The organism is Methylomonas sp. PHL2-19 (assembly GCF_059331595.1).
The window spans coordinates 25,344-48,992 of record NZ_CP196842.1 but is presented as its reverse complement, the minus strand read 5'-3'; the positions used below and the strand labels follow the sequence as shown (position 1 = coordinate 48,992).

Below are 23,649 nucleotides of genomic sequence, written 5' to 3'. Positions count from 1 at the left end.
TGAATCAGTCGTGTGGGTAGTGTAAGCCGCTTTATCAAAACGCGCGATCAATATTGTCGATTCGAATTCGGTTGCCGTAGGGTTAAACTACAGCGCATTAATATATCGAGATTCGACATGGTCGAGCAAAAGCCCGTTCGTAAGAAACACACCAACAGTACCAGTCAACCATGCTTGTACACGCTGCATATCGAGCTTAGGCCTAATGAAATTCGCCCACCGATCTGGCGAAGGTTGGAAGTCGATGGCCGTATCAGTTTGGCGAAGTTACACCACTTTATTCAGGCCGCCTTTGGCTGGAGCGACTATCACCTGCATCAGTTTAAAATTCGAGACAAGATTTATGCCCTGCCGGACCCAGGCGATGAGCTCGATATGCTGGACGAGCGCAAAGCCTATTTGAATCGCTTGCTGGCAACCGGTGACACTATGCTCTATCGCTACGATTTGGGTGATAACTGGGAACACCTGGTGACCGTCGAGGAGATTCGCAACGACTTAGACAACGATCCCAAAGGCGGCGCCTGGGTATTGGATGGCGCACGCTCTGGTCCTCCGGAAGATGTCGGCGGCCCGGAGGGTTATGCCGATTTTCTGGAAGTCCTGCAGGAGGAACCGAATTCTGAAGAAGCCGCCCATTTGCTCGAATGGGCAGACGGCGATTTTGACCCTGAAAGATTTGACCGGCGATTGGCCAACGCAGCGATCATGCGTATCTTGTTTAACCGTTGGGGCGGCAAATAATGCTGGTTTTACGCTGTACCAAAAAGCTGCAAACTGCACTCAAGCTGAAAAAAACCGACCTGGTCGATGCGAGTGTCGAAACCTCTAATTTCTGCTCGTGGCACCTCAATCCAATCGAGATCGACGGTCGCCCCTGTCTGTTGGTAGCCAACGACCAAACGCTTTTCAATTTCTTAATTGCCGATGTACCCCAGCTTGACGCTACCCAGCTGATCCCAATGTTTAAATCCTATCTGCATTGCGTATTGGCCGAGGAAGGTTTCGAGCAGACCTTTATTCAAAATCTGATGACCGACTTTGCCGAAGTCAGGTTTGCCAACACCAACAGCAGAGGAGTGCTGGGCTCGTTAAACGAGCTGGCTTTTTTCTACCTGTGCCACCTGGAAGATGAAGGTATTCACAGCCCCCGTTTGCCGGAAATTATCAAAAAAAATGAATCGCGTCGTTATGGGCATGATTTCCTCCAGCGCCATCAACGAAGTGCATGATTTGTTCGGCCTAGAGCGTCCGCAACATCAGTGGTGAATCAGTCCGAGCCGCGACCTCTTAGCCGCTTTGAACGTCGCGCGGGTATACAGTTCGATCAAACACCTTATAGCGGGGAGTTGGCAATACAGTATCACCCATTCAGGTTAAATTGATTTGCTAGCGGCAATTCACCGTAGCTAAATCCCCCCAATTCGTCGTATAGCGCTGTGAAATCCTCTCCGCTTTAGGCTTCCAGGTCTGGTCGATTTTGGTACTGGCAATGGCAATGCCTTTGGGAAACCGGCGATTGATCTGATCCACAGCATGCATCAGTTTCGGGCTTTCTCGGCTTTGATGGCTGTCGAATAAATCAACTTGTTCCGGTGCCGATTGCGGTTGAATCTGGCTGAGCTGTACCCCGCATTTTTGATAGCTATAGCCGGGGCGATAAATTTCCTTGAGCAGTTGTTGGACGATACCCGTAATCAATCGACTGTCCTGGCTGGGGAATTGGAGTTTTTGACTGGCGGCGCGTTGGGTTTGCGGTTCGCGTTCGGTAAACGGATTGGTGCGAATAAAGGCAGTGACATAGCCGGTTACCGAGTGTTGCTGCCGGAGTTTTTCGGTGGCACGGCAAGCAAATTCGGCCATCGCCGGGCTGAGTTCTTGCAGCGTGGTCAGTTTGCGGCTGAAGCTGCGCGAGCAGACGATTTGCTGTTTGTCAGGGGCGATTTCTTCCAAATCCAGACAGCTTATGCCGTTGAGTTCCATAATGGTTCGGGCCATGACCACGCTGAATCGTTGTTGCATTTCCCGCGGTGATTGCCGGGCTAAATCCCAAACCGTGCTTATGCCCAGTTGATCTAGCTGCTTGGATAGCTGGCGACCAATACCCCAGACTTCATCGATCGGCACGATCTTCATCAACTTTTCCCGTCTGAGCGGATCGGACAGATTCAGTATCCCGCGGGTTTGCGGCCATTTTTTGGCGGCAAAGTTGGCGAGTTTGGCCAAGGTCTTAGTCGGACCCAGGCCGACGCAGACCGGAATCCCGACCTGTCGCTGCACGGCTTGTTTAATCTGATTGGCATAAGCGATCGGGTCTCGGCGACAAGGATACAGATCGGTGAAATCGAGAAAGGCTTCGTCGATGGAATAGACTTCCACTGTCGGCGCGAAGGTTTCCAGAATCGACATCACCCGTGCCGACATATCGGCATACAGCGAGTAGTTGGACGAGAATAGCTGGATCTGATGCTGATCCACCAACTGCCGCACCTGAAACAACGGCACGCCCATTTTGATGCCCAGCGCTTTGACTTCATTGCTGCGGGCGACGATGCAGCCGTCGTTGTTGCTGAGTACGGCCACCGGCTTACCGATCAGGTCGGGTCGAAACACCCGTTCGCAGCTAACGTAAAAATTGTTGCAATCGACCAGGCCAATTAGCTTGGCTGGTGGAGTAACAATGGCACTCACACGGCATGAATCACATTCGTGACAACACCCCAAACCACCAGTTCCAGGTCGTCGTGGAGTGGAAAATCGGGATAAGCCGGATTTTCAGCACGGAGTTTCCATTGCTCGTCTTCCAATACCAAGCGTTTGACCGTCAGCTCGCCATTCAACGCGCAGATCACGATTTTGCCTGAAACCGGCTCTATCGAGCGATCCACCACCAGAATGTCGTTGGGATGGATGCCGGCCCCCAGCATCGAATCGCCTTGAGCACGGACAAAAAAAGTGGCTGCCGGTTTTTGCACCAGCAGTTCGTTCAGATCAAGGGTTTTGTCGACATAATCCGCCGCCGGCGACGGAAAGCCCGCCGAGACTTTGCTGGCGAATAAGGGCAAGCGGCATGCAGACAGCGGCCACATTGGTGTCAAGATGGCAGGGTAATCCAGATGCAATCCAGCAAACGCACGATGCTTCAACTTGAACTGTAACGGCAGATTCGACATTATCACTCCATGGCAACTTCTAGGGCTGCATAGTCTACCGTCGAAAATGCATTTGTTCTATATTTGTTCTTTTTTCGAGTGCCAGCCATGTGCGGTCGCTACAGCCTGACCACTGACGCGGCAACACTGGCCGAGCATTTTCAGGTGTTGAGGCCGATTCGATTTCAGCCCAGCTACAACATTGCCCCGAGCCAGACGATTTTGAACATCGTCGAACTCGATGATGGCTCGCGCAAGGCGGTGAATCTGTTCTGGGGATTGGTGCCCTCCTGGGCCAAAGACAGTAAAAACAGTTCGCACCTGATCAACGCCCGCATGGAAACCCTACGGGAAAAGCCCTCGTTTCGCAGTGCGTTCAAACATCGACGCTGCTTGATACCCGCAGACGGCTTTTACGAATGGGAACGCCGTAACGGCAAACAAGCGTTTCATATCCACCGCAATGATCGTCAGCCCTTCGCCTTTGCCGGATTATGGGAACAGTGGCAACACGAAGCCGAAACCTTGTATTCATGCACCATCATCACCACCGCTGCCAACGCATTGATGCAATCGATTCATGAGCGGATGCCGGTGATCATTTCGCCGGAGCATTATCACGACTGGCTAAACAAAGCTGCAAATGCGGACGATGTCTATGGGTTACTCGATAAACCATCCTACACCCACATGGTTGCGACACCGGTTGGCGATTGGGTTAATAATCCTCGGCATGATGATGAGCGTTGCATAGCCCCGATTTAGACTAACGCGCAATGTTGGCGTCAATCACAGTTGGCGCTACACTTTCATCAAAGAAGTCAAAAGCAGGTAATAGCCGTGGAAAGAATAATATTGGCGCTGTGGATATTCTGAAGTGGGGCCTTTGCAGCGGGTGATGAAAAGCTTTGGCCTGAAGACAAACCAAAAAACTTTTGCCTAGATCCATCCTTGGAGATCAAAAGCGAAAATTTAGCTAAAGAGCAGCTAATTCGCTTATGCGTTACCGAATTGGTGGAATTTGTCTTAGAAGCCTGGCGAAGTCCCGAACTGCAGTCGACTAATTAATGTAATCGTAATCTAACAAGATGCCTTTGGGAAAACTGCCGATCATCATCGTACATAGGGAACCGTTGGTTTGAAAAATCCACAGAACGGCTCGATAAGAAAATGAAAATAACAATGAAGTAGGCAAAGCATTTGTTCTTGAACTCTGAGCACCACAAGCCCTTATTGTCAGATCAGCAATCTATCAAACGAATTATTGTGATATTGATTCAGTTCCAATCCAAATTCCTCATGGAGCGGAGAAATGCGCAACAGTTATCAACAGCCAATCATAGTTATCCACAACATTCCGTGTTCAAACTGCGTTAATTTCGTTGTTTGCGAACACTATTCCCGTTTTTTTTAACCATCAAGACCGTAGTAGCGCTCCGTTTATTCCGTTTTAAAGTAACATGAAATAAACGAATTCAAACGGTAACTCACTGAAATAAATAAAGAAAACCAGTTGGACTAAGATTATAGTCTTTTTATAGTATTAATTAAGTCTTTCTAAGTACCGCCGCTGTCATCGGCGGATAAAACCAAAATAATTTCGTTAAATCTAATTTGAGTTGACTTTAATACCCATTTCGGAGAACACAAAGATGACATGAAATATATTGCGGAGCAGTATGAATTAATCGCTCTACAGCTAATTTCTTACTCCGTAATCTAACGACATGAAGCTAAACGCCTCACTCGACATTTAAGGTGATCCCATCCCAGAATCATCCGTAGTGTCGCGACATCAAACCTACCTTAATTACGATCCATCTTCATACAAGGGAAACCTCGAAAAATCTATTTCCCTTAATTACACCAGAATAAAATCAATAGGTTATATTGCTGTTTCTGCTAAAAGCAAAGGTTGTTAGAAAGTCCCTAAGACTAAAAGCGTTGACTGCAATTGTCTTACAACATTAGGATGCCTGCCCTGCCCTGCCCTGCCCTGCCTAACGCAACAATTATCTACAAAACCCACTTCTTTCTCCGTAGTATAACGACATTAAGGTTCGTTTGTATCCTTGCGTTTTTACAGGGGTTTAGCCAATTATTTACCGTAGTCATGCTACATGAAAATCAATACCCTACTTATCTGATATTTCTTTTGGTGTCATGTCCGGTACCGGACACCAATCCATAATAACGACTGTGTACCCTGGTATGCCTCCATAAGCTTTATGTCGAACTCATAAATAGCGCACAGCAACCTCTACTTTTCTTACTACCGTAGTAGCACTACATAAAGAAATGTCCAATTTCAACCCAGCGGTACCCTGCTAAATTTTAGGAACTTCAACCTCCAAGAGACAATTTGCCGCAAAATTAGGCGATATCAGCTGCTTACTCCGTAGTAGTACGACATAAAAGTAGTGTTGGGGCGAGAACGAATTCGTTGCGAATTAGTTCTGTTTGATCCTCTTAACCGCGCAATTTTTTGTTGGTATGATTTTATTGATAAGGATACCTTCTGTCCGGCACCGGACATTTTAACTAAGGATCACATCAAATCTCCGTAGTATTGCTACACATAAGAATTATTGAATCTTCTAAATTCAAGCTCAGGTAACCTCTGATGAATGCTGTATTCGTGAGGAGTTAACCTTTAACCCATTGATTTAACTAGTGCTGGAATTTGAGATATCGAATTTTCGATGGCCCCAAGTTCTACTTTCTCTCCGTAGTGTTGCTACATTAAGGTACTTTCTAACCCATTCAATTGAGCTCAATTTGCTGGTATGTGAATTAAAATCAGCTAGTTACGTACTCAATAGAGCTCGAGGAAGTATAAAATTTCAATTTCTTTCTCCGTAGTAGGGCTACATGAAGGATATGCTTAATTAGCACGCCGTTGAAGAACTGGTGGATAGACGTTTGCGCAGTGCAAAATTGACAAAATATTGCTGACTGTTGCAAAGAGTGCCAATAGGGATAGACTCCCTAAAGTACCAAAGATATAAATTCAACAGCCTGCTAACCCAAACTTAACAAGCCTTTAGTTCACCGTAGTTTCAGTACACGAAGAAAGCAACTGAGCAGACTTGCCAAGTGACTTCTTCTAGTTGATAAGATTTTCACCCATACAAGGATCGAAAATCAGGAGTCTATATTGATTGCCCTCGGCACCACTAGCCATCAGCGTCAATTTTGCTTTGACCCCGCAGGTGGATTAAAGCAGAAGTGAAAATTGAGGCCAATTGGAGTGCTTCCGCTGTCTTTATAGGTACTGCTTTAAGCGACAGCTAATATGCCGCGACAGTGTGTATAGAAGGGCTGCAGATCCATAAACTGTCCAAGGAACCCTGGGAAAGCGCGTTAGGGCCAGACACGGGCATCCGAGATCAATGCTGGTATGAGTTCCAGCAACAATTGAGCAAACTGGCTTGGTATAGCGGACAGTTCAGTGTTTCACCACCCAAAAAGCAGTAGGAATTATTCCTGTGTCGCAAAAGAGAATGGGCTAACTCAAGCGCAATTAATGTATGTGAAATGAGTTTGAGAGAAATCGCGTATCTGGTCGGTGCAATCAATGCACTACGGGTAAGACATGGCGGATTAGCTTGTGCGGAGATTCCTCGTGCGATTAAGGTCTTAAGCCAAGAACCCACAGTAGTGCTCAGGCTGTCGCAGCCGGAGTGCCAAGGGATGCTCTTTCCTTCAGGCAGGTGACGAGGTCAAATTGGGTAGAAATTTAAGAAATTCTTAAGTCAAAATTTTTGTCCGGTGCCGGACACTTCTAGAGTTGATAACGTTCTTACTCAGTATTACGAATAAATAAAGTATCTGTTACCTGCATTCAGAATTGTCCGAGAGTACCGAACGGATGGTCGCGGTAGCTTTGAAACATATAACGTATGCCCTGCCCTGCTCTGCTCTGCTCTGTTTGAAGTTAACGAGGGATTTAACGTTTTGGCAGATTCAGAAATTTCATGATTAGAGCAGTTCTTACAAAGAGGTCCTCTTCAGGTCGGAAAAACTAAATATTCGTTCATTTAATTCTTCCGCCGCCTTGAAAATTCAAGAACAAAAGGTTCACTTCTTCCTGTGCCGTGTATGACAAAATCGCACCAATCAAACTGGTCACGAAGTTGCTTTAATACTGCTTCCATACGCGGCCGTAAACGGGAACGATCGCCATGCCAATGGATCACATCCGCTATGTATTCAAGTTCTTTTTTATAATAGTTACCTTGGGTGCAAAGAAAACGATAAAGTGCCCTACCGTTTGCTGAGGATATCTTCCGGCGCATTTTCCAGTTATGAAAGGTTGCCTGTTCCCTAAGCCACTTAACCATAAGAGGTGAGAATTGAGCAAATATCAACCCGTCTTCTTCATAAGCACGCCATTGAATATCGACTAGTCTGATCGTTTGGCCATCCCAACTTTCTCCAAGGTATAAATCCTTTTTTCGTGTTTCCAGTTCGATGCTGACGTGGGCAAGCCTTCTTATTGATTCAATAGTTGCTTTGTAATTCAGACCCGAATCATTGATACCAAGTTCTTTGTTGATCTGTCCTACTGTTGCGATCATAACCTGGACAGTTAGGTTTCCCCGCTCATCGTTTAGCCATGATGAATCGTTAAGAGGAACTGGTAATTTTGATCCTTGCCCAATTAAGCGCCTACCCGATAACTGAAGCATTGCGAATAAAACATCTTCGTCCTCGATAGTCACTGGTGGTCCAAAACGTCTACCCCGACCAAATGGCGTTTCAAACGCGAATGCCAAATCTTTATCTAGCATGTTGCGCTGACAACGTGCTGGAATGGGAACAAAAATTGGCAAACGTGCTAAAAGAGTTGGGATGGCATTCGTGTCTGAAACAGACAATGAAGTGAATAAACCCAATTGCTCTGCTTCTAGCAAACGTGCATCAGCAGCCTTCACTAACTTTCTACCGATACCCTTTATTTTTTTTCGATTTTCAACAGGCGGCGTATGTGTAGCTTCTTCGACTATTGTGTTCATCGTCGCTAAATCAATTGCCTGTTCTTTTTCAGCATCGAATAAATCCTTTTGCCGTTGTTTCGACTCCGCATTTCGCTTAGCAAGGAAGCTGTCCATTTTAGATTGCGAAGCTGCCATTCATAACTCCAATATATGTCTCAAACGGTATATCTAGTAACAAGTATGATCGTAAAATACTAAATGGTCAATGTACAATACACCAAGCTGTGTGGTACTATCAAGCGTATAGTACAGTTAGTAATCAAACTGTCCGGTACCGGACACTTAGGAAACGACTCTAATATTGGGTGAAAGCAACATGGCAGCAGAACAGAGCACAACTATACCGGATTACGCCAAACTGAAAGTACTTACAATCGGTAATCATAAAGGCGGAGTAGCAAAGACAACTTTGTCGAAACTACTGACAGAGTACAGCGTCCGTGAAGGGAAACGAGTTCTGGGCATTGATATTGATCCACAATGCAATTTCTCCGCAAGATTTGTACAAATGACGGAAGACGGCGGTACACCGCCTTTTCATCCAAATTTTGATCCTAAGGATCCGACTTGGGATGAATTACCGTATGCACCCCCAGGATATTGGTCAATAGCAGAATTTTTCCGATTAGGATACGCAGAGCCTTACCCCACGGACCACCCTACTCTAAGTTTTATCCCATCACACAAAAGAGAATTGACATCATTTCTAGAACAAGTTGAGAGGAATAGTATTCAAGAAGCCGTTGTGGAGCATATGAGGGCTATGTTGTCGATGGAGTATTACCAAGATGAATTCGATCTCGTCATTGTCGATACCCCACCCCAAACCTCCGCATTAACTGCATCTGCAGCGCGTGCAGCCACCCACTTATTAATACCGACAGAAATGCAAGAAGACTCCGTTGCTGGCATGGCTGATATGGCACAACTATGGCAAGCCGAGAATCAGGTGCGCGATACCAATAAATTACAATTGGTTGGAATCCTGCCAACAAAATACGATCCACAGTCAGCTGCCCAAAGAAAAACAATGGAACAGCTAATTCAGAATGAAGTATTAGGAGACAAGTTAATTTACCCACCAATGCGTTATTTACAAACCTATGCAAATAGTTCTTCGACTTTTGCGAACCCGCGATCACTCTTTGAAATGCACGAAAATACACCAGCTCGAAATGAGGCAGAACAATTTTGCAAAGTAATTTTTGAGAGGATCTTCAAATGAACGAAGAAGGACTACCCAGAAAGCCGGGGCTTTTAAAAAGAAATGCAGTAGGCGTACAACCTGGTACGATCTCAAAAGTAGCCGCGCAAATTGCGGCAGCTGAAAATGCAAAACAGCAAGAGTACGAACTACGGCAAGTACCGTTGGCAGATATTCAGCTATGGGAAGATCAGCCAAGGACATTTCATTTAACGCTTAGTGACATCTATCGTGGATATATCCAAGAGGATGATCCGTATCGAATGAACAAAACCGAGGAGTTGGAAGGCATTATCACTTTGGCGATGAGCTTAAAGGAATTTGGTTTGCTTAATCCACCAATTGCATTTGCATTGCCTGGAAAACACGTTCAGTTAATGGGTGGGCAACGTCGAACGATGGCTGCTATTTTTGGTTTATTTCATCTGGAAACCATCATAGATGAGCATGAAAACAGGGTTCATGAGTTAACAATCAATCCGGAGCCGGATTTAACCCTCTTGCATGTTGAACGAATAACCGTAAAAGTATTTTTACGGAAACCACAAGCACAAACGGTAGAACGCTTGGGTATCATCGATAATGTTCAACGTGATGATTTATCTATTGGTGACAAATTACGGTGGCTGATAAAGTTCTCAGCGCATCAAGAAGAAAAGGGTAGGGCAGTCCGGTGGCGGGATTTGGTTGATACCTTAGGGCTTTCGAGATCCCAAGCTTATGAATGGATGAATGTAGTCCAAACGCGAAATGATGAATACGTTAGGCAGGTCATCCAATTCGTTATTGAGGGAAACGCATCGTTTGCGAGGTTACTAGAATTAGCTAAAGCGGACTCTCACCAAAGAGCTCATCAATTTCGCCAATGGTTTGGTGAAAGAGGAGGGCGTGGCAATACGGCGAAGGTTTCCCTGGGGCATACGACAAATCTAAATGCTCTGAAATCATTGGTTCTAGCTAACGTCGACGACGATCATTTGGAAAAGTTCAAGGCTCTTAACTGGGATGATCCTAAAAGTGTAAAGAAAGCCTTTGCAACATTTTTAGACTATTGGATAGAAAAAAATGGCTGATGTTCGTCCCCAGGGTATCAAGGCAAATGCATCAATTAGGAAAGTCACTGTAAAGCTACCAGCGACTCTTAAATTTTCGTTACCAGCCAAGATATTGGCAGATGGTTATAACATGCGCCAGAAAAGTAAATGGGTTGTCGAAGCAATACAATCCTTATTAGCAAAGAATGGATGGGAAGGGGCTTTGCTTTCCGAATTGGTTGTCAAACCAAATTCACAAGATGTATTCAGTATTCCAGACGAATTAGTTGCAAAAATCAATATGGAAGCTCATCGAGTAGCTTTACAGAATCCCAGTCTTAATGCCAATCAATCTACAATTATTCGGGCGGCCATTAACAGGCGATTAATAGGCTTTTTCCAAAAGCCTGAATGATTATGGGTTGAGTTTCTTCCGAAACATTCGTTTACCAGAAGATCGGCGATAAGTGTAGGTGATGAAGTGCATTGCTTTACTCTAGATCAAGTCCGTTGACCTACTTGGAAGAGGGGATGTATTAAGGTTATAAGAGATAACTATAGAACCCTATTATCTTCGCAATGGGGTAGGGCATGGCCATCGTTGCAAACCACCCGCGAATATCGACCTTAGTCTGTATTCCCAAATAACTTCAAGCTCACTCAGAGAATTCGTATGCAGGCTGCGTTGCCGTGGTCGCGTTCGGTCACATCGAACTAAATGTTTTCCAGACTTTGGCCGAGGTCTTGGTGCCGCGATTCCACCATCTCCACGAATGCTTAAGGAGGCTGCCATGCATGTGCGAGCACGTAAGGCTGTAATGAAAAGTGGTGATTAGTTGACTGCCGCCAACATCGCGCAACTGGTAGGATTGAGTACACGAACCCCGAGTGCTCAGCCTAATAAATGGAAAAAGCAGGGAATGATTTTTGCGATAAACCATGGCGGCGTCGATTATTTTCCGGAATACGGGCTGGACAGTGCGTGAAGCTTGTGGCCAATGAAAGTCATAGCCAAGATCATTGGAGTTTTTATATACCATATGAGTGGCATGGGAATAGCATACTGGATTCACAAGGACAACTGCTTTTTGGGGGCAGTCGACCTCAGGATTTGTTGGCGTCGGCGCCGGAGCGGGTGTTCGAGGCTGCCATGGACGAGGTTCAGGAACTGGCACATAGTTAAAGGATGAGCTTCTCCGTTACCTGTCGATGAGGAAAAGTTTTCGCATCCAGTCCACCACATCAGCTTCATGTTACGGTCATCTCGCTTACGAAGGGTGAGGTTTTCCACCGGTTCCATCTAAGCGCCGATCCGATCCAAGCATACATGGGAATGTGCGTTTTAGTCCTATTCAAGATAAATTGTGAAAACCTTTAAGGTGGGACGGCGATGAAATGTGCTTGCATAGAAAGGGTGTTTCACGATGTCCCTTGCACAGCAGGTTTTAAGAGCTTCGAAAATGGCAAGTTTGTTGGCCAGGTTCATTCAACCGTTATGGACAATCAGTAGCTTCAACTCATCGATACCGAGAAGGACCAATATCCGGCCACAGCAAGTGAGCCGAGGTCTTCCATCATCACTGTCCACAAATCCAACGGCTGTGCCGAATATCCAGGCAAGCCGATTCCACACGCGCTGTCGTGGATTTTGGTAACTGCATTCCTATTAAGTCGGAAAGGAATTCACGTAGCTTGTTGGGCGACGCCGAAGCCTACGCCATACTTTTCAAATTAGCCGATCGAATAGGTGTCAATATCAAAACCTAATGCAGCACCGCTCTCTGGCTCCGTGCGGCTTGCGGCGACATATTTGACGGACTGTCATGGAATAGGTAGGGGGCAGATAAGAGGACTGTCGCATTTATTCGGAGTAACCGGAGCTAGATTGGTCGTTAAAACGGGGGAGGGCTGCAAAATTTTGTTGATATTCACTTAGTTATAAGACTACACAAATAAATCAAGGTTTAATGAGGCTACTGCTGATAAGGATAATAATCAGTAGTTGTTCTTCGTAATAGTTAATTATTTCAGTGAAACACTGAATAAATTATTTTGTATTTATGTCTACAAACGTACGGAAGCCAGAGCAACCGCGGGAATCAGCCAATCACGCGTGCTTGAGCGAAAGACGGGGTTGCTGAGTCAAAATTGGGACGGACGCTACACAACTGCAGTAAACCAAAACTGAATCGCCCCGGTTTTCACGGAGGCTCCAACCTTTGAGAGAATGGAGCAATGAAAGAGAAAACTACCAAGCATTATTCATCGGAAGTTCGAGAAAGAGCCGTTCGTATGGTGCGGGAGCATCAAGACGAATACCCGTCGGAATGGGCCGCGATTCAATCGATTTCAGCGTAGTTTGGCTGTACAGCTGAGACGTTACGTCGTTGGCTTCGGCTGTCGCAAACGGTCAGCGCAAAACCTAAAGAGCCGCCCGGGAACGAATCGGAACGGATCAAGGAGTTGGAGCGCGAAGTCCGCGAATTACGCCAGGCCAACGAGATTCTGCGTAAGGCGTCGGCGTATTTTGCTCAGGCGGAGCTCGACCGCCCGTCCAAACGATAAACGCGTTCATTGACGATCATCGCGTCGTCTATGGGGTCGAGCCGATCTGCAAGGTATTGCCGATTGCCCCGTCGACGTATTACTTACATGCGGCGCGCCAAGCCAATCCTGAGTTACGCTCTACCCGAGCCAAGCAGGACGAGGCGTTGAGTCAACAAATTCGCCGCGTCTGGGAGGAAAGCTTCCAAAACTACGGCGCGCGTAAAGTCTGGATTCAGTTACAGCGCGAGGGCTTAGCCGTGGCCCGTTGTACCGTGGAACGCCTGATGCGCCGCCTGGGGCTGAAAGGCGTCCGGCGCGGCAAAACCATCAAGACCACGATCAGCGACGCTGATGCGGCTTGCCCCTTGGATCGCGTTAATCGGCAATTCAGCGCCGAGCAGCCGAATGCCTTGTGGGTAGCGGACTTCACCTATGTCAAGACCTGGCAGGGCTTTGTTTACGTGGCCTTCGTGATCGATGTGTTTGCCCGCTACATCGTCGGCTGGAAAGTGTCGTCTTCCGCGCATACTGACTTTGTGCTGGACGCACTGGAGCAGGCGCTTCATGAGCGGCAACCCCTGCGCGATGGCGGCTTGATTCACCACAGCGACCGCGGCGTTCAGTACGTTTCGATCCGCTATACGGAACGCTTAGCCGAGGCTGGCGTTGAGGCTTCGGTGGGCAGCGTGGGAGACTCTTATGACAATGCTTTGGCCGAAACCATCAATGGTTTGTACAAAGCCGAGCTGATTCGCAAGCAATCCTGGAAGAACCGCGAAGCCGTCGAACTGGCGACCTTGACCTGGGTTGATTGGTTTAATCATCGACGGCTGTTAGGTTCGATTGGTAATATCCCCCCCGCTGAAGCCGAAGCAAATTATTATCGGCAATTTTCCGAGTCCGTCATGGCGGCGTGACTCACAACCAACAGCCTCCGAGATTCCCGGGGCGATTCAGGTTCCCGCAGTTCAACGTAAGAGCTCGGATCACGCTCGCGCTGCCTCTATGCCGGACACCGCAAAGGCCGTAAGCAGGTGCCGCCTTTCCTAATCCCGGAGCAACATAACTCCCCGGTTTTGATGTCATCTGAGTAGTTTCGACACTTGAACGGCAGTTCACGGTTGTTCGCCTTCGTTGATCCATACCTCACGCCTCAAGACGCCTTTTCCGTAACGCTCACGACCTGCGCTTTTGACGCACGCCGCTTACGGTGGTTTGCCACCTGCTCCTGCAAGCCGATGGCGAGGGGCCTACCCTCATCTCTTACGCCGCTTGCTGCGGCACACTGATGTCCGAGACCCAGGCCCGGTTAGCTTCGGCTTGCTCAAACTGGCGATCCAGCACATTCTCGTACACCGGCAGGTGATGGTTACTGTCGGTGGTATGGACGAACTTGGGTTTCCAGATCGGCTTGAGCTGGAGTTCCTTCATCAGACGGCGCACGCGATACCTGCCGAGCTCGATACCTTCTGCCGCCAGTTCCTGGCGCAGGCGGCGACTGCCATAGCTACGCCCCGTCGCTTCGAATACACTGCGTAGCCGGACGCGTGTGCCGCACACCACCGGCGCTTGCCGGGTGCGCTGCCTGGCGGCATAGAAGCCCGAACGGCTGACGACACCCCTAATTGACAAGCCTGCCGCACCGTCATGGCCCTCTCTGCGGTTAACTGTTGAATCACTTGACGTTTCATCGCAGTTCCCTGGCAAAGAGGGCCGAAGCCTTTTTTAGCAGTTCATTGTCCGAACGTAGTTGTCGATTCTCCTGCTCCAACTGCCGTATCCGCTATTGATCAGGCGTTAACGGCTTGCCGATACCGGCTTGACCGGATTGTTCGGCTTGCACTTGCTTCAGCCAGCGACGTACCGCCGTCTCTCCAAGTTTGAGTTCCTGGCAAGCCTGAGCCACCGTCAGCCCTTGCTCCTGGATCATCTTCACCACTTGCAGTTTGACCCCCACGGCGGGGGCGAAGGAAGCCCAGACGAAGCGATGAGGCCGGCTGTCACACCCCCAACACGGGAGTCGCGCAGCGACGAAGGGAGCGGGCAGGGGGTTGATGGGCGGCCCGCTTCGGCTAGATTCCGCCAACCCTGCCCAACGTGGGGGGAAATTGAAGGCGGAAAACCTGCTGGCCATAAGCCAGCAAAGCCTTGACCCATTTCAGGCAGAGCTTGGCACGATCACCCGAGAGGATGAGACCCAAAACGGCTGCGCTAAAACGGCGGTTGGTCTTGCACAGTGATCAGCCGTGAGCTATTCGGCCCTCGATAGTCTACAATGCAGGTTTTGAGCGACAACTGATTGTAGTTGTTGTAACAATACGCAATGATCCGCTCAGCGTGAGCGCTTAACTTAAACCGCCTGGAGTTCGCGGCGCACGACTGCCACAACAGAGTAATGCTAAGAAGGGATTATGAGCAAAAAAGCCCTGAGTGAATCGGATATCTGCGCCAAGTACATCACGCCTGCACTCATCCAAGCTGGATGGGACGAAGACGCGCAGGTGCGACGGGAGGTTTTCTTCCGGAAGGGGAAGGAATTCACCAAAGGCCGGATTATCGTGCGGGGGAAACTGGTCACGCGGGGTAAAGCCAAGCGGGCCGACTATGTACTCTACTACCAGCACCTTCCGATCGCTCTAATAGAAGCCAAGGACAATAACTGCGCCATTGGTGACGGCATGCAGCAAGCGTTAGACTATGCCGTCACACTGGATATTCCCTTTGTCTTTACCTCTAATGGTGACGGTTTTGTCTTTCATGACCGCACGGGCCTAAGTCCACAGCAGGAAACCGACCTCGCGCTCAATGCCTTTCCTAGCCCGGCGACACTATGGGCCCAATACTGCGCCTGGAAGGGCCTGGCCGCCGAGCAAGAAAAGATCATTCTTCAGCCCTACTACGACGATGGCAGCGGCAAGGAGCCGCGCTATTACCAACGTAATGCCATCAATGCCGCGATCGAGGCCATCAGCAAAGGGCAGAATCGTATCTTGCTGGTTATGGCGACCGGTACCGGTAAGACCTACACGGCGTTTCAAATAATCTGGCGTCTTTGGAAAGCCAAGCAGAAGAAACGCATCCTGTTTTTGGCGGACCGGAATGTGCTGATCGACCAGACCATGGTGAACGATTTTCGCCCTTTTGGCCCCGCCATGGCCAAGCTCAGCACGAACGCCAAGACCATCGAACGCGCGGACGGCAGCGTGGAAACCCTGACGACCGCGATTGATCAGGTCCGCCGGATTGACACGTCCTATGAAATTTACCTCGGCCTCTATCAAGCCATCACGGGGCCTGAGGAGCGGCAGAAACTCTTCCGCGAATTCTCGCCGGGTTTCTTTGATCTAATTGTCATCGATGAATGTCATCGCGGCAGCGCCGCCGAGGATTCCGCCTGGCGAGAAATCCTTGATCATTTTTCGAGCGCCACGCAGATTGGTCTCACGGCGACGCCGAAGGAAACCGAGTATGTGTCTAACATCCATTATTTCGGCCCGCCGGTTTATACCTATTCATTGAAGCAAGGCATCCGCGACGGCTTTCTGGCGCCTTACAAGGTCATCAAAGTGCATCTGGATGTGGATGTCGAAGGCTACCGCCCCCAAGCCGGTGAAACGGATGAATATGGCCATGAGATCGAAGACCGCATTTATAACCAGAAGGATTTTGATAAGAATCTGGTGATCGACGCGCGCACGCGCCGCGTTGCGAAGTGGGTCTCGGACTACTTGAAGCAAAGCGGCGACCGTTTCCAGAAGACTATCGTTTTCTGCGTGGACACCGAGCACGCCGCCCGCATGCGCCAGGCCTTCATCAACGAAAACCAAGACCTGGTTCAGCAAAATGCCCGCTATGTCATGCGGATTACCGGCAACGACAAGGAAGGGACGGATCAAATCGGCAATTTCATTGATCCGGAAACGACCTATCCGGTCGTGGTCACGACGTCACGCTTGCTGTCCACGGGGGTGGATGCCCAGACCTGCCGGCTCATCGTGCTCGATCGTGAAATCGGCTCCATGACCGAATTCAAGCAGATTGTGGGGCGTGGCACCCGTGTCCACGAAGATACGAAGAAATATTACTTCACCTTGGTCGACTTCCGTAAAGCCACCAACCATTTTGCCGATCCCGATTTTGACGGTGAACCCGTGCAGATTTACGAGCCGGGCGAGGGCGATCCTGTCACGCCGCCGGAGAATGTTCCGCCGCCGCTTGAAGAAGGGGATGATCCGATCCCAGATGAACCGGGCGATGACGAAACCGTGGTGGACGAACCGCCCGATATTACCCTGCCGCCCGCCGGCAAGGATCAGCCCGCTAAGTTTTATATCAAGGGTAAACCCGTTAAGGTACTGACCGAACGGATCGAATATCTCGACGAGAACGGCAAACTGGTGACGGAATCCTTGCGCGACTACAGCCGCAAGACCATCCGGGAACATTATGCGAGCCTTGATCAGTTCTTGCGGCGCTGGAAATCAGCCGAGCGCAAGGACGCCATCATTGAGGAATTGGCGGAGGAGGGGTTGCTACTGGAGCCACTGCTCGACGAAGTCGGCAAGGACCTCGATCCCTTCGACCTGATTTGCCATATCGCGTTCGATCAACCGCCGCTGACCCGGCGTGACCGCGCGAACAATGTCCGCAAGCAGGACGTGTTCACGAAGTACGGGCCACAAGCCCGTGCCGTGCTCGAAGAACTGCTGGCAAAATATCAAGACGAAGGCATTGTTGCTGGCCTCGATAACGTCCGCATCCTGGAAATCCCGCCTTTTAATGCCATGGGTACGCCAATCCAGCTGATCAAGGAATTCGGCTCCAAAACCAGTTTCGAAAGCGCTGTTCACGAATTGCAAACCGCTCTCTATCAGGAAGTTTCTTAATCTATGTCGGCCAGAAATACCGTCAAATCCATTCAAGACATCATGCGCCAGGACGTCGGCGTGGATGGTGACGCGCAACGTCTCTCCCAGCTTTGCTGGATGTTCTTCCTCAAGATCATCGACGATCAGGACCAGCAGCTGGAAGTGATGCAGGACCATTACCGTTCGCCCATACCCGAGGAACTGCAATGGCGGAGCTGGGCGGCTGACCCGGAAGGCATCACCGGTGAAGAGCTGTTGAGCTTCATCAATACCGAACTCTTCCCGCAGCTCAAGGAATTGCCGATCACCTCCACGACGGCCAACCGTAGCCGCGTGGTGCGAAGCGTCTTCGAAGATGCCTACAACTACATGAAATCCGGCCAGCTCATGCGGCAGGTGATTAACAAGATCAACGCGGTTGACTTCAACGACCTGTCTGAGCGTAAGCATTTCGGCGACATTTACGAACAATTGCTCAACGACCTGCAAAGCGCCGGCAACGCCGGTGAGTATTACACCCCGCGTGCCGTCACAGCTTTCATGGTGGATCGCATTGACCCCAAGCCGGGTGAAACCATCTTTGATCCCTCCTGCGGTACCGGCGGTTTTCTGACCTGTTCGATCCGCCACATGCGTGACCGCTATGTGAAGAAGGTCGAGGACGAACAGACCCTGCAAGCCAGCTTGCGGGCGGTCGAGAAGAAGCAGCTGCCGCACATGCTGTGTGTCACCAATATGCTGTTGCATGGCATCGAAGACCCGAGCTTCGTTCGCCATGATAATACCCTGGCACGGCCTTACATCAGCTACGGCCAATCTGATCGGGTGGACATCATCCTCACCAATCCGCCTTTCGGCGGCCGCGAGGAAGACGGCATCGAATCCAACTTTCCGGCGCATTTCCGCACCAAGGAAACCGCAGACCTGTTCCTGGCACTGTTCATCCGCCTGCTGAAGCCCGGCGGCCGTGCCGCGATCGTCTTGCCTGACGGTTCGCTGTTTGGCGAGGGTGTGAAAACCCGCCTCAAGGAACATTTGCTGGAAGAGTGCAATCTGCACACCATCGTGCGGCTACCCAACAGCGTCTTTAAACCATATGCCAGCATCGGCACGAACCTCCTGTTCTTTGAGAAGGGGGAGCCCACCCAAGACATCTGGTTCTACGAGCACCGTGTGCCGGAAGGTCAAAAAGCCTATTCCATGACCAAGCCGATCCGGGTCGAGCACCTGCAAGGCTGTGTGGATTGGTGGGGCGGGGCAGGGCGCAAGGACCGGCAGCAAACGGAAGCCGCCTGGAAGGTCACCATCGACGAGGTCAAGGCCCGCAATTACAACCTCGACTTCAAAAACCCGCATACCGTCATTGATGACCACGGCGACCCGCGCGAAATTCTCGCCAAGCTGGAACAGGACGAGTTGAAGACCGCCCAATTGCGGGACCAGCTCAAAGGGATACTGGCCGAGGCGCTGTTGCGATGACCTTGATCACGCCCACGGATTTCACGGAAATCACCCAGCTGATCGTCGCCGCACGGCAACGGGCGCTGCAAACGGTCAACACGGCGCTGATCGACCTTTATTGGCAGGTCGGCCAGATTATTAGCCGAAAAATCGAGCAGGCCGAATGGGGAGACGGCGTGGTCACCCAATTGGCCGAGCACATCGCCAAAACGCAGCCCGGGTTACGCGGTTTTACCCGGCCCAATCTGTTCCGGATGCGCCAATTTTACGAGGCCTATCGAGACGATGAGAAAGTCTCACCATTGGTGAGACAATTGCCGTGGACCCATAACCTCATCATCCTCAGTCAGGGCAAGCGACCGGAAGAGCGCGAGTTTTACCTGCGGCAGGCCATCCGCGAACAATGGAGCAAGCGCGAACTGGAACGCCAGTTCAAGGGGGCCCTGTTCGAGCGTACCGTCCTGCATCCGGTCAAAGTCTCACCGCCGGTGAGACAAACGCACCCTGATGCACTGAACGTCTTCAAGGACAGCTATCTGGTGGAGTTTCTGGACCTGCCACAAGGCCATGCCGAAGCGGACTTGCACCAAGGCTTGTTGCACAGACTGAAAGATTTTCTGATCGAGCTGGGCCGCGATTTCTGCTTTGTCGGTAGCCAATATCCGTTGCAAGTCGGCGGGCGGGATTTTGCGCTGGATTTGCTGTTCTTCCATCGCGGCCTGAATTGCCTGGTCGCCATTGAATTGAAGGTCGGAAGGTTCGAGCCGGAATATCTGGGCAAGCTCGATTTCTACCTCGAAGCCTTGGACCGCGACGTCAAGAAGCCCCACGAGCACCCCGCCATCGGCGTCCTGCTCTGTGCCAGCAAGGACGACGAAGTCGTGGAATATGCCCTCAGCCGCAGCTTGTCGCCGGCCCTAATCGCCGAATACCAGACTCAATTGCCGGCCAAGGCGCTACTCCAAGCCAAGCTGCATGAATTCTACCTCCAGAACGCACAGGCCGACGGCCCCGATGAGACAGACGGAGGCCACGCATGAACCCTGCCCAGCTTCTCGAACATTTCGACCGCATCAGCGAAGCCCCGGACGCCATTCCGCGTCTGCGTCGCTTTATCCTCGACCTGGCCGTGCGCGGCAAACTGGTGGAGCAAGACCCGAATGATGAGCCGGCGGGGGAGTGGCTGAAGCGGCTCGTGGTTGGAAGAACGTTACTTGTTAAAACTGGCGAGATTAGGAAAGACAAGCCGCTCCCGCCGATAACAGGGGATGCCGTGCCATTTGAACTGCCGTCTGGATGGGTATGGGAACGTCTTGGGAATATTGGCGAAACTAACATCGGACTGACGTATTCGCCACACGATATTTCTCAAGAAGGCACTCCAGTGCTGCGTTCAAGCAATATCCAGAATGGGAGACTCGATTTGTCCGATCTCGTGCGAGTCAAGACGGAACCCAAGCAGAGCGTTATGGTGCAGCAGGGTGACTTGCTAATTTGCGCACGGAATGGAAGTCGCGCTCTTGTTGGGAAAGTTGCTGTTATTGAAGGTCTGGAGGAGCCGGCCGCGTTTGGTGCCTTCATGGCAATCTATCGAAGTGAGGCGAATCGCTACCTTTACCACTTCATCTGCTCCGCTTTGTTTCGACAAGTGATTGCTGAAGTGAACACGACGACAATAAATCAAATCACGCAAAACAATCTGCGATCTACTGTTGCCCCCCTTCCCCCCCTCGCCGAACAACACCGCATCGTTGCCAAAGTCGATGAGTTGATGGCCCTCTGCGACCAATTGGAAGCGGCGAAAAAAGACCGCGAGCAACGCCGCGACCGCCTCGTGGCGGCCAGCTTGCAACGGCTAAACCAGCCAGCCGATGACGACGAAGCCTTCCGCGAGGACGCCCGCTTCACCTTCAACCACCTTCCTCGCCTTACCACCCGCCCAGCTCATATCAAGCAGCTGCGCCAGACTATCCTCAACCTGGCGGTGCGCGGGAAACTTGTGCCGCAAGACCCGAATGATGAGCCGGCGAGTGAGTTATTGAAGAGGATTCAAGCCTGCAAAGCGGATAAGAAACGCGAAACAGGCGACGCACGGATCAGATTCGAGCCCGCCCCAGACCCGTATCAATTTCCATTGGAACTACCAGCCGGATGGTCGGTTCAGTCGTTCGAGAACCTGTTTTTGTTCATAGACTATCGCGGAAATACCCCTCCCAAAACGAACGAGGGTATTCCGCTTATCACCGCGAAAAACATTCGAATGGGGTATCTTAATAGAGAGCCGAGAGAATATATTTCGGAGGATACCTTCAAGGTGTGGATGACACGCGGTTTCCCTAAAATAGGTGATCTGTTCTTCACTACAGAGGCCCCGATGGCAAATGTTTGTCTAAACGACATTTCAGAGCCATTTGCGTTGGCACAACGTGCGATTTGCTTTCAGCCATATGCAGAAATCAACACCAAGTATTTGATGTTCGCATTGATGAGCGACCTGATGCAGGCAATCATTGATGCAAAAGCGACTGGAATGACAGCTAAGGGAATTAAGGCGGCAAACTTAAAGCCACTTCCAATCCCTATTCCCCCCCTCGCCGAGCAACACCGCATCGTCGCCAAAGTCGATGAATTGATGACTCTCTGTGACCAATTGGACGCTCAACTGACCATCACGGAATCGGATAACCGCCGCCTTTTGGAAGCCTTGCTGCACGAGGCCTTGGCCCTAGATTTGGGGGCGGCTGCGTGACTTCCAAGACAGCTTGCGGAGGCCAGCCAAACGGGATCGAGATTAGTCATGATCAGAGAGCGGAGGCTCCGGAAACGTGATATGCGAAATCGACTTTCCGTCGAAGTGGATTAATGCTTCAGTCCTCGAAACTACACTACGCAGCGGTTGCGCCCCGCATGGAAACGGCATCTTCGAAGTGCATTTTCGCTTCCCGGCCGGCTGCAAAATCATGGTCGACAGCGCGACTAGGCTCTTGTCGTTGCTCAATCAATTGGATTGCTCCATGCGTCGCGTGCGCCTCGACTTCGAAGAAGGCGAAGCGGGCACTATGGGCTACCTTGACAGAATGGGCTTTTTCGATCATTTGTCCAAAGGTATAGAGGTGTTACCGGCTCGGCCTGCTTTCTCCGGTGCGGCGCTATATGGGGGTACAAATCCTGGACTAGTCGAAATTGCCAGTATCAGCCCGAAAGCTAGGGACAACGAGCTACCATCAAGGCTTAGCGATGCAATAAAAGGCGCATGCAACAATAGATCAGATGGGAAAGAGCTGGCTGATGCTACTTGGACCATATTCGCTGAACTTATTGACAACATTTTCTCGCACAGTAGCACCATACTCGACGGATATGCCGCTCTTCAGGTCTATTCCAAGGGACAAACGGTGAAGATCGCGGTTTCTGATAGTGGCCTTGGCATCATGGACACGTTGAGACCCGCCTTGAAGATGGAATGCCCTGGCCTAGAAAGGCTATCCGATATAGATTTGCTGGTAGAGATATTCCGACAGGGTATATCCCGACACGGCGCAGATCGTGGATGTGGTCTTAAAGGTAGCGCAGCAAAAGCCATGAAGTATAACGGGGAGCTCGATGTCAGGCTGCCAACAGTCCGTGTTCTCCTCACCCCAGGCAAGGAAGGCTATAAGCCAAATACGGCTTACTGCTACACGGGTCTCCCTCTAATTTGGGGAACGCACATCTGCTTCACGTTCAAGCTTGACGAGACAGGATAAATCTGGTTTACTGTGTTCAATGAACGAGAACTCAGCCACAATAAAGCTTCGTGATTTCATGGATACCCAGGAGGGATGGGGCCGGGATCAAGGCCGTAAGGTCTACCAAAAGCTAATTGACTTCGTTGAGGCCAATCCTGGCAAGTTGATTTTCCAGGTGTCGCTGGATCAGGTGCGACGGGTTGACATTTCGTTCGCATCTGAAACGATTGTGGAATTGGCTCGGCGCTATCGCGCCAAGAAGGGATTTTGCTTCATTGACCTTTGCGATCAGGATATGCTGGAGAACTGGGACGCAGCTGCTCAACGGAAAGGCCAGCCGATTATGGTGTGGGAAGGAGGGAACGGCAGCACAATTGGGACCGTCCCTAGTCAGGGTGCGCTTAGTGCGTTCAATTTCGCATTGGAACGAGAGCGGACAAGAGCAGCAGAGTTCGCAGCGACCACTCCGGATATGTCGATCGCCAACGCAAGTACGAAGTTCAAACAGCTTTGGGAGCAGGGATTCCTTCTTCGCCGTGAGGACGTGGCCGACTCGGGTGGAGTCGAATTCGTGTATTTTCGAATTAGATAATTTTTTTAAACTCTCGTTCATCCCGTTAACTTAACGAGATAACACAAAAACAGGAGCCGACCG

At 50.3% G+C, this 23,649-nt stretch carries 17 protein-coding genes, 1 pseudogene and 1 other annotated feature; of the genes and pseudogenes, 13 read left to right on the top strand and 5 right to left on the bottom strand.

Annotated features, from left to right (window positions below; genetic code table 11):
• Positions 1-117: 117 nt before the first annotated feature.
• Together ACR02O_RS23540 and ACR02O_RS23535 are read left to right on the top strand one after the other, a co-directional pair.
• A complete protein-coding gene (locus tag ACR02O_RS23540) occupies positions 118-744 on the top strand; it encodes a plasmid pRiA4b ORF-3 family protein (RefSeq protein WP_064023766.1) in 627 nt (208 codons plus the stop codon).
• Positions 744-1,232, top strand: a complete 489-nt coding sequence (locus ACR02O_RS23535) for a DUF6933 domain-containing protein (RefSeq protein WP_444512390.1) — start codon at positions 744-746, stop codon at positions 1,230-1,232. Before ACR02O_RS23540 ends, ACR02O_RS23535 begins: the two co-directional genes overlap by 1 nt.
• A 157-nt stretch (positions 1,233-1,389) precedes the next feature.
• Here the strand turns inward: ACR02O_RS23535 and ACR02O_RS23530 are convergent, their stop codons facing one another.
• Both ACR02O_RS23530 and ACR02O_RS23525 read right to left on the bottom strand, forming a co-directional pair.
• A complete protein-coding gene (locus ACR02O_RS23530) occupies positions 1,390-2,691 on the bottom strand; it encodes a Y-family DNA polymerase (protein WP_444512389.1) in 1,302 nt (433 codons plus the stop codon).
• Positions 2,688-3,173, bottom strand: coding sequence for a LexA family protein (locus ACR02O_RS23525; RefSeq protein WP_444512388.1), 486 nt, complete (start codon positions 3,171-3,173; stop codon positions 2,688-2,690). Before ACR02O_RS23525 ends, ACR02O_RS23530 begins: the two co-directional genes overlap by 4 nt.
• 87 nt (positions 3,174-3,260) lie before the next feature.
• Here ACR02O_RS23525 and ACR02O_RS23520 point away from each other — a divergent pair, with 87 nt between their 5' ends.
• Positions 3,261-3,917: an SOS response-associated peptidase gene (locus ACR02O_RS23520; RefSeq protein WP_444512387.1), complete on the top strand. Its 657-nt coding sequence runs from the start codon at positions 3,261-3,263 to the stop codon at positions 3,915-3,917.
• Between the two features lie 3,275 nt (positions 3,918-7,192).
• On the opposite strand, the gene ACR02O_RS23515 is transcribed toward ACR02O_RS23520, so the two are convergent.
• Positions 7,193-8,287 carry a hypothetical protein gene (locus ACR02O_RS23515; protein WP_444512386.1) on the bottom strand — a complete coding sequence of 365 codons (1,095 nt, stop codon included), beginning with the start codon at positions 8,285-8,287 and terminating at the stop codon, positions 7,193-7,195.
• Positions 8,288-8,468: 181 nt separating this feature from the next.
• On the opposite strand from ACR02O_RS23515, the gene ACR02O_RS23510 reads away from it, so the two are divergent.
• The 4 genes and pseudogenes from ACR02O_RS23510 to ACR02O_RS23495 all read left to right on the top strand — a co-directional run bounded on the left by ACR02O_RS23510 (position 8,469) and on the right by ACR02O_RS23495 (position 13,854).
• Positions 8,469-9,377 carry a ParA family protein gene (locus tag ACR02O_RS23510; protein ID WP_444512385.1) on the top strand — a complete coding sequence of 303 codons (909 nt, stop codon included), beginning with the start codon at positions 8,469-8,471 and terminating at the stop codon, positions 9,375-9,377.
• Positions 9,374-10,429 (top strand): hypothetical protein, encoded by a 1,056-nt coding sequence (locus ACR02O_RS23505; RefSeq protein ID WP_444512384.1) that lies wholly within the window; start codon positions 9,374-9,376, stop codon positions 10,427-10,429. The genes ACR02O_RS23510 and ACR02O_RS23505 overlap by 4 nt, the downstream gene beginning before the upstream one ends.
• Positions 10,422-10,805: a hypothetical protein gene (locus tag ACR02O_RS23500; protein WP_444512383.1), complete on the top strand. Its 384-nt coding sequence runs from the start codon at positions 10,422-10,424 to the stop codon at positions 10,803-10,805. The genes ACR02O_RS23505 and ACR02O_RS23500 overlap by 8 nt, the downstream gene beginning before the upstream one ends.
• Positions 10,806-12,625: 1,820 nt before the next feature.
• Positions 12,626-13,854, top strand: a pseudogene (locus tag ACR02O_RS23495) (IS3 family transposase).
• Positions 12,910-13,026, top strand: a sequence feature (AL1L pseudoknot). It overlaps the preceding pseudogene by 117 nt.
• Before the next feature lie 346 nt (positions 13,855-14,200).
• Here the strand turns inward: ACR02O_RS23495 and ACR02O_RS23490 are convergent.
• Together ACR02O_RS23490 and ACR02O_RS23485 are read right to left on the bottom strand one after the other, a co-directional pair.
• Positions 14,201-14,569 (bottom strand): IS3 family transposase, encoded by a 369-nt coding sequence (locus tag ACR02O_RS23490; protein WP_444512382.1) that lies wholly within the window; start codon positions 14,567-14,569, stop codon positions 14,201-14,203.
• Between the two features lie 151 nt (positions 14,570-14,720).
• Positions 14,721-14,894 (bottom strand): transposase, encoded by a 174-nt coding sequence (locus ACR02O_RS23485; protein ID WP_444512381.1) that lies wholly within the window; start codon positions 14,892-14,894, stop codon positions 14,721-14,723.
• A 454-nt stretch (positions 14,895-15,348) separates the two neighbouring features.
• On the opposite strand from ACR02O_RS23485, the gene hsdR reads away from it, so the two are divergent.
• The 6 genes from hsdR (at position 15,349) to ACR02O_RS23455 (ending at position 23,586) form a co-directional block, all read left to right on the top strand.
• Positions 15,349-17,823: an EcoAI/FtnUII family type I restriction enzme subunit R gene (hsdR, locus tag ACR02O_RS23480; RefSeq protein ID WP_444512379.1), complete on the top strand. Its 2,475-nt coding sequence runs from the start codon at positions 15,349-15,351 to the stop codon at positions 17,821-17,823.
• Positions 17,824-17,826: 3 nt separating this feature from the next.
• Complete coding sequence (locus ACR02O_RS23475; RefSeq protein WP_444512378.1) at positions 17,827-19,284, top strand: class I SAM-dependent DNA methyltransferase; 1,458 nt, start codon at positions 17,827-17,829, stop codon at positions 19,282-19,284.
• The gene (locus ACR02O_RS23470; RefSeq protein WP_444512377.1) at positions 19,281-20,306 is read left to right on the top strand and encodes a PDDEXK nuclease domain-containing protein; all 1,026 of its coding nucleotides are present in this window, start codon (positions 19,281-19,283) and stop codon (positions 20,304-20,306) included. Before ACR02O_RS23475 ends, ACR02O_RS23470 begins: the two co-directional genes overlap by 4 nt.
• On the top strand, positions 20,303-22,015 hold the full coding sequence (locus ACR02O_RS23465) for a restriction endonuclease subunit S (protein WP_444512376.1): 1,713 nt from the start codon (positions 20,303-20,305) through the stop codon (positions 22,013-22,015). The genes ACR02O_RS23470 and ACR02O_RS23465 overlap by 4 nt, the downstream gene beginning before the upstream one ends.
• A gap of 265 nt (positions 22,016-22,280) precedes the next feature.
• A complete protein-coding gene (locus ACR02O_RS23460; RefSeq protein ID WP_494523516.1) occupies positions 22,281-23,012 on the top strand; it encodes a hypothetical protein in 732 nt (243 codons plus the stop codon).
• A gap of 19 nt (positions 23,013-23,031) precedes the next feature.
• Entirely contained in the window at positions 23,032-23,586 is a 555-nt protein-coding gene (locus ACR02O_RS23455; protein WP_444512373.1) for a hypothetical protein, read from the top strand.
• The last annotated feature ends 63 nt before the right edge of the window (positions 23,587-23,649 follow it).

Excerpts from the sequence above, each read along its gene's own strand:
- ACR02O_RS23540 (WP_064023766.1), top strand. The coding sequence starts at position 118 with ATGGTCGAGCAAAAGCCCGTTCGTAAGAAACACACCAACAGTACCAGT.
- ACR02O_RS23535 (WP_444512390.1), top strand. The coding sequence starts at position 744 with ATGCTGGTTTTACGCTGTACCAAAAAGCTGCAAACTGCACTCAAGCTG.
- ACR02O_RS23525 (WP_444512388.1), bottom strand. The coding sequence starts at position 3,173 with ATGTCGAATCTGCCGTTACAGTTCAAGTTGAAGCATCGTGCGTTTGCT.
- ACR02O_RS23520 (WP_444512387.1), top strand. The coding sequence starts at position 3,261 with ATGTGCGGTCGCTACAGCCTGACCACTGACGCGGCAACACTGGCCGAG.
- ACR02O_RS23515 (WP_444512386.1), bottom strand. The coding sequence starts at position 8,287 with ATGGCAGCTTCGCAATCTAAAATGGACAGCTTCCTTGCTAAGCGAAAT.
- ACR02O_RS23510 (WP_444512385.1), top strand. The coding sequence starts at position 8,469 with ATGGCAGCAGAACAGAGCACAACTATACCGGATTACGCCAAACTGAAA.
- ACR02O_RS23505 (WP_444512384.1), top strand. The coding sequence starts at position 9,374 with ATGAACGAAGAAGGACTACCCAGAAAGCCGGGGCTTTTAAAAAGAAAT.
- ACR02O_RS23500 (WP_444512383.1), top strand. The coding sequence starts at position 10,422 with ATGGCTGATGTTCGTCCCCAGGGTATCAAGGCAAATGCATCAATTAGG.
- hsdR (WP_444512379.1), top strand. The coding sequence starts at position 15,349 with ATGAGCAAAAAAGCCCTGAGTGAATCGGATATCTGCGCCAAGTACATC.
- ACR02O_RS23475 (WP_444512378.1), top strand. The coding sequence starts at position 17,827 with ATGTCGGCCAGAAATACCGTCAAATCCATTCAAGACATCATGCGCCAG.
- ACR02O_RS23470 (WP_444512377.1), top strand. The coding sequence starts at position 19,281 with ATGACCTTGATCACGCCCACGGATTTCACGGAAATCACCCAGCTGATC.
- ACR02O_RS23465 (WP_444512376.1), top strand. The coding sequence starts at position 20,303 with ATGAACCCTGCCCAGCTTCTCGAACATTTCGACCGCATCAGCGAAGCC.
- ACR02O_RS23460 (WP_494523516.1), top strand. The coding sequence starts at position 22,281 with ATGCGTCGCGTGCGCCTCGACTTCGAAGAAGGCGAAGCGGGCACTATG.
- ACR02O_RS23455 (WP_444512373.1), top strand. The coding sequence starts at position 23,032 with ATGAACGAGAACTCAGCCACAATAAAGCTTCGTGATTTCATGGATACC.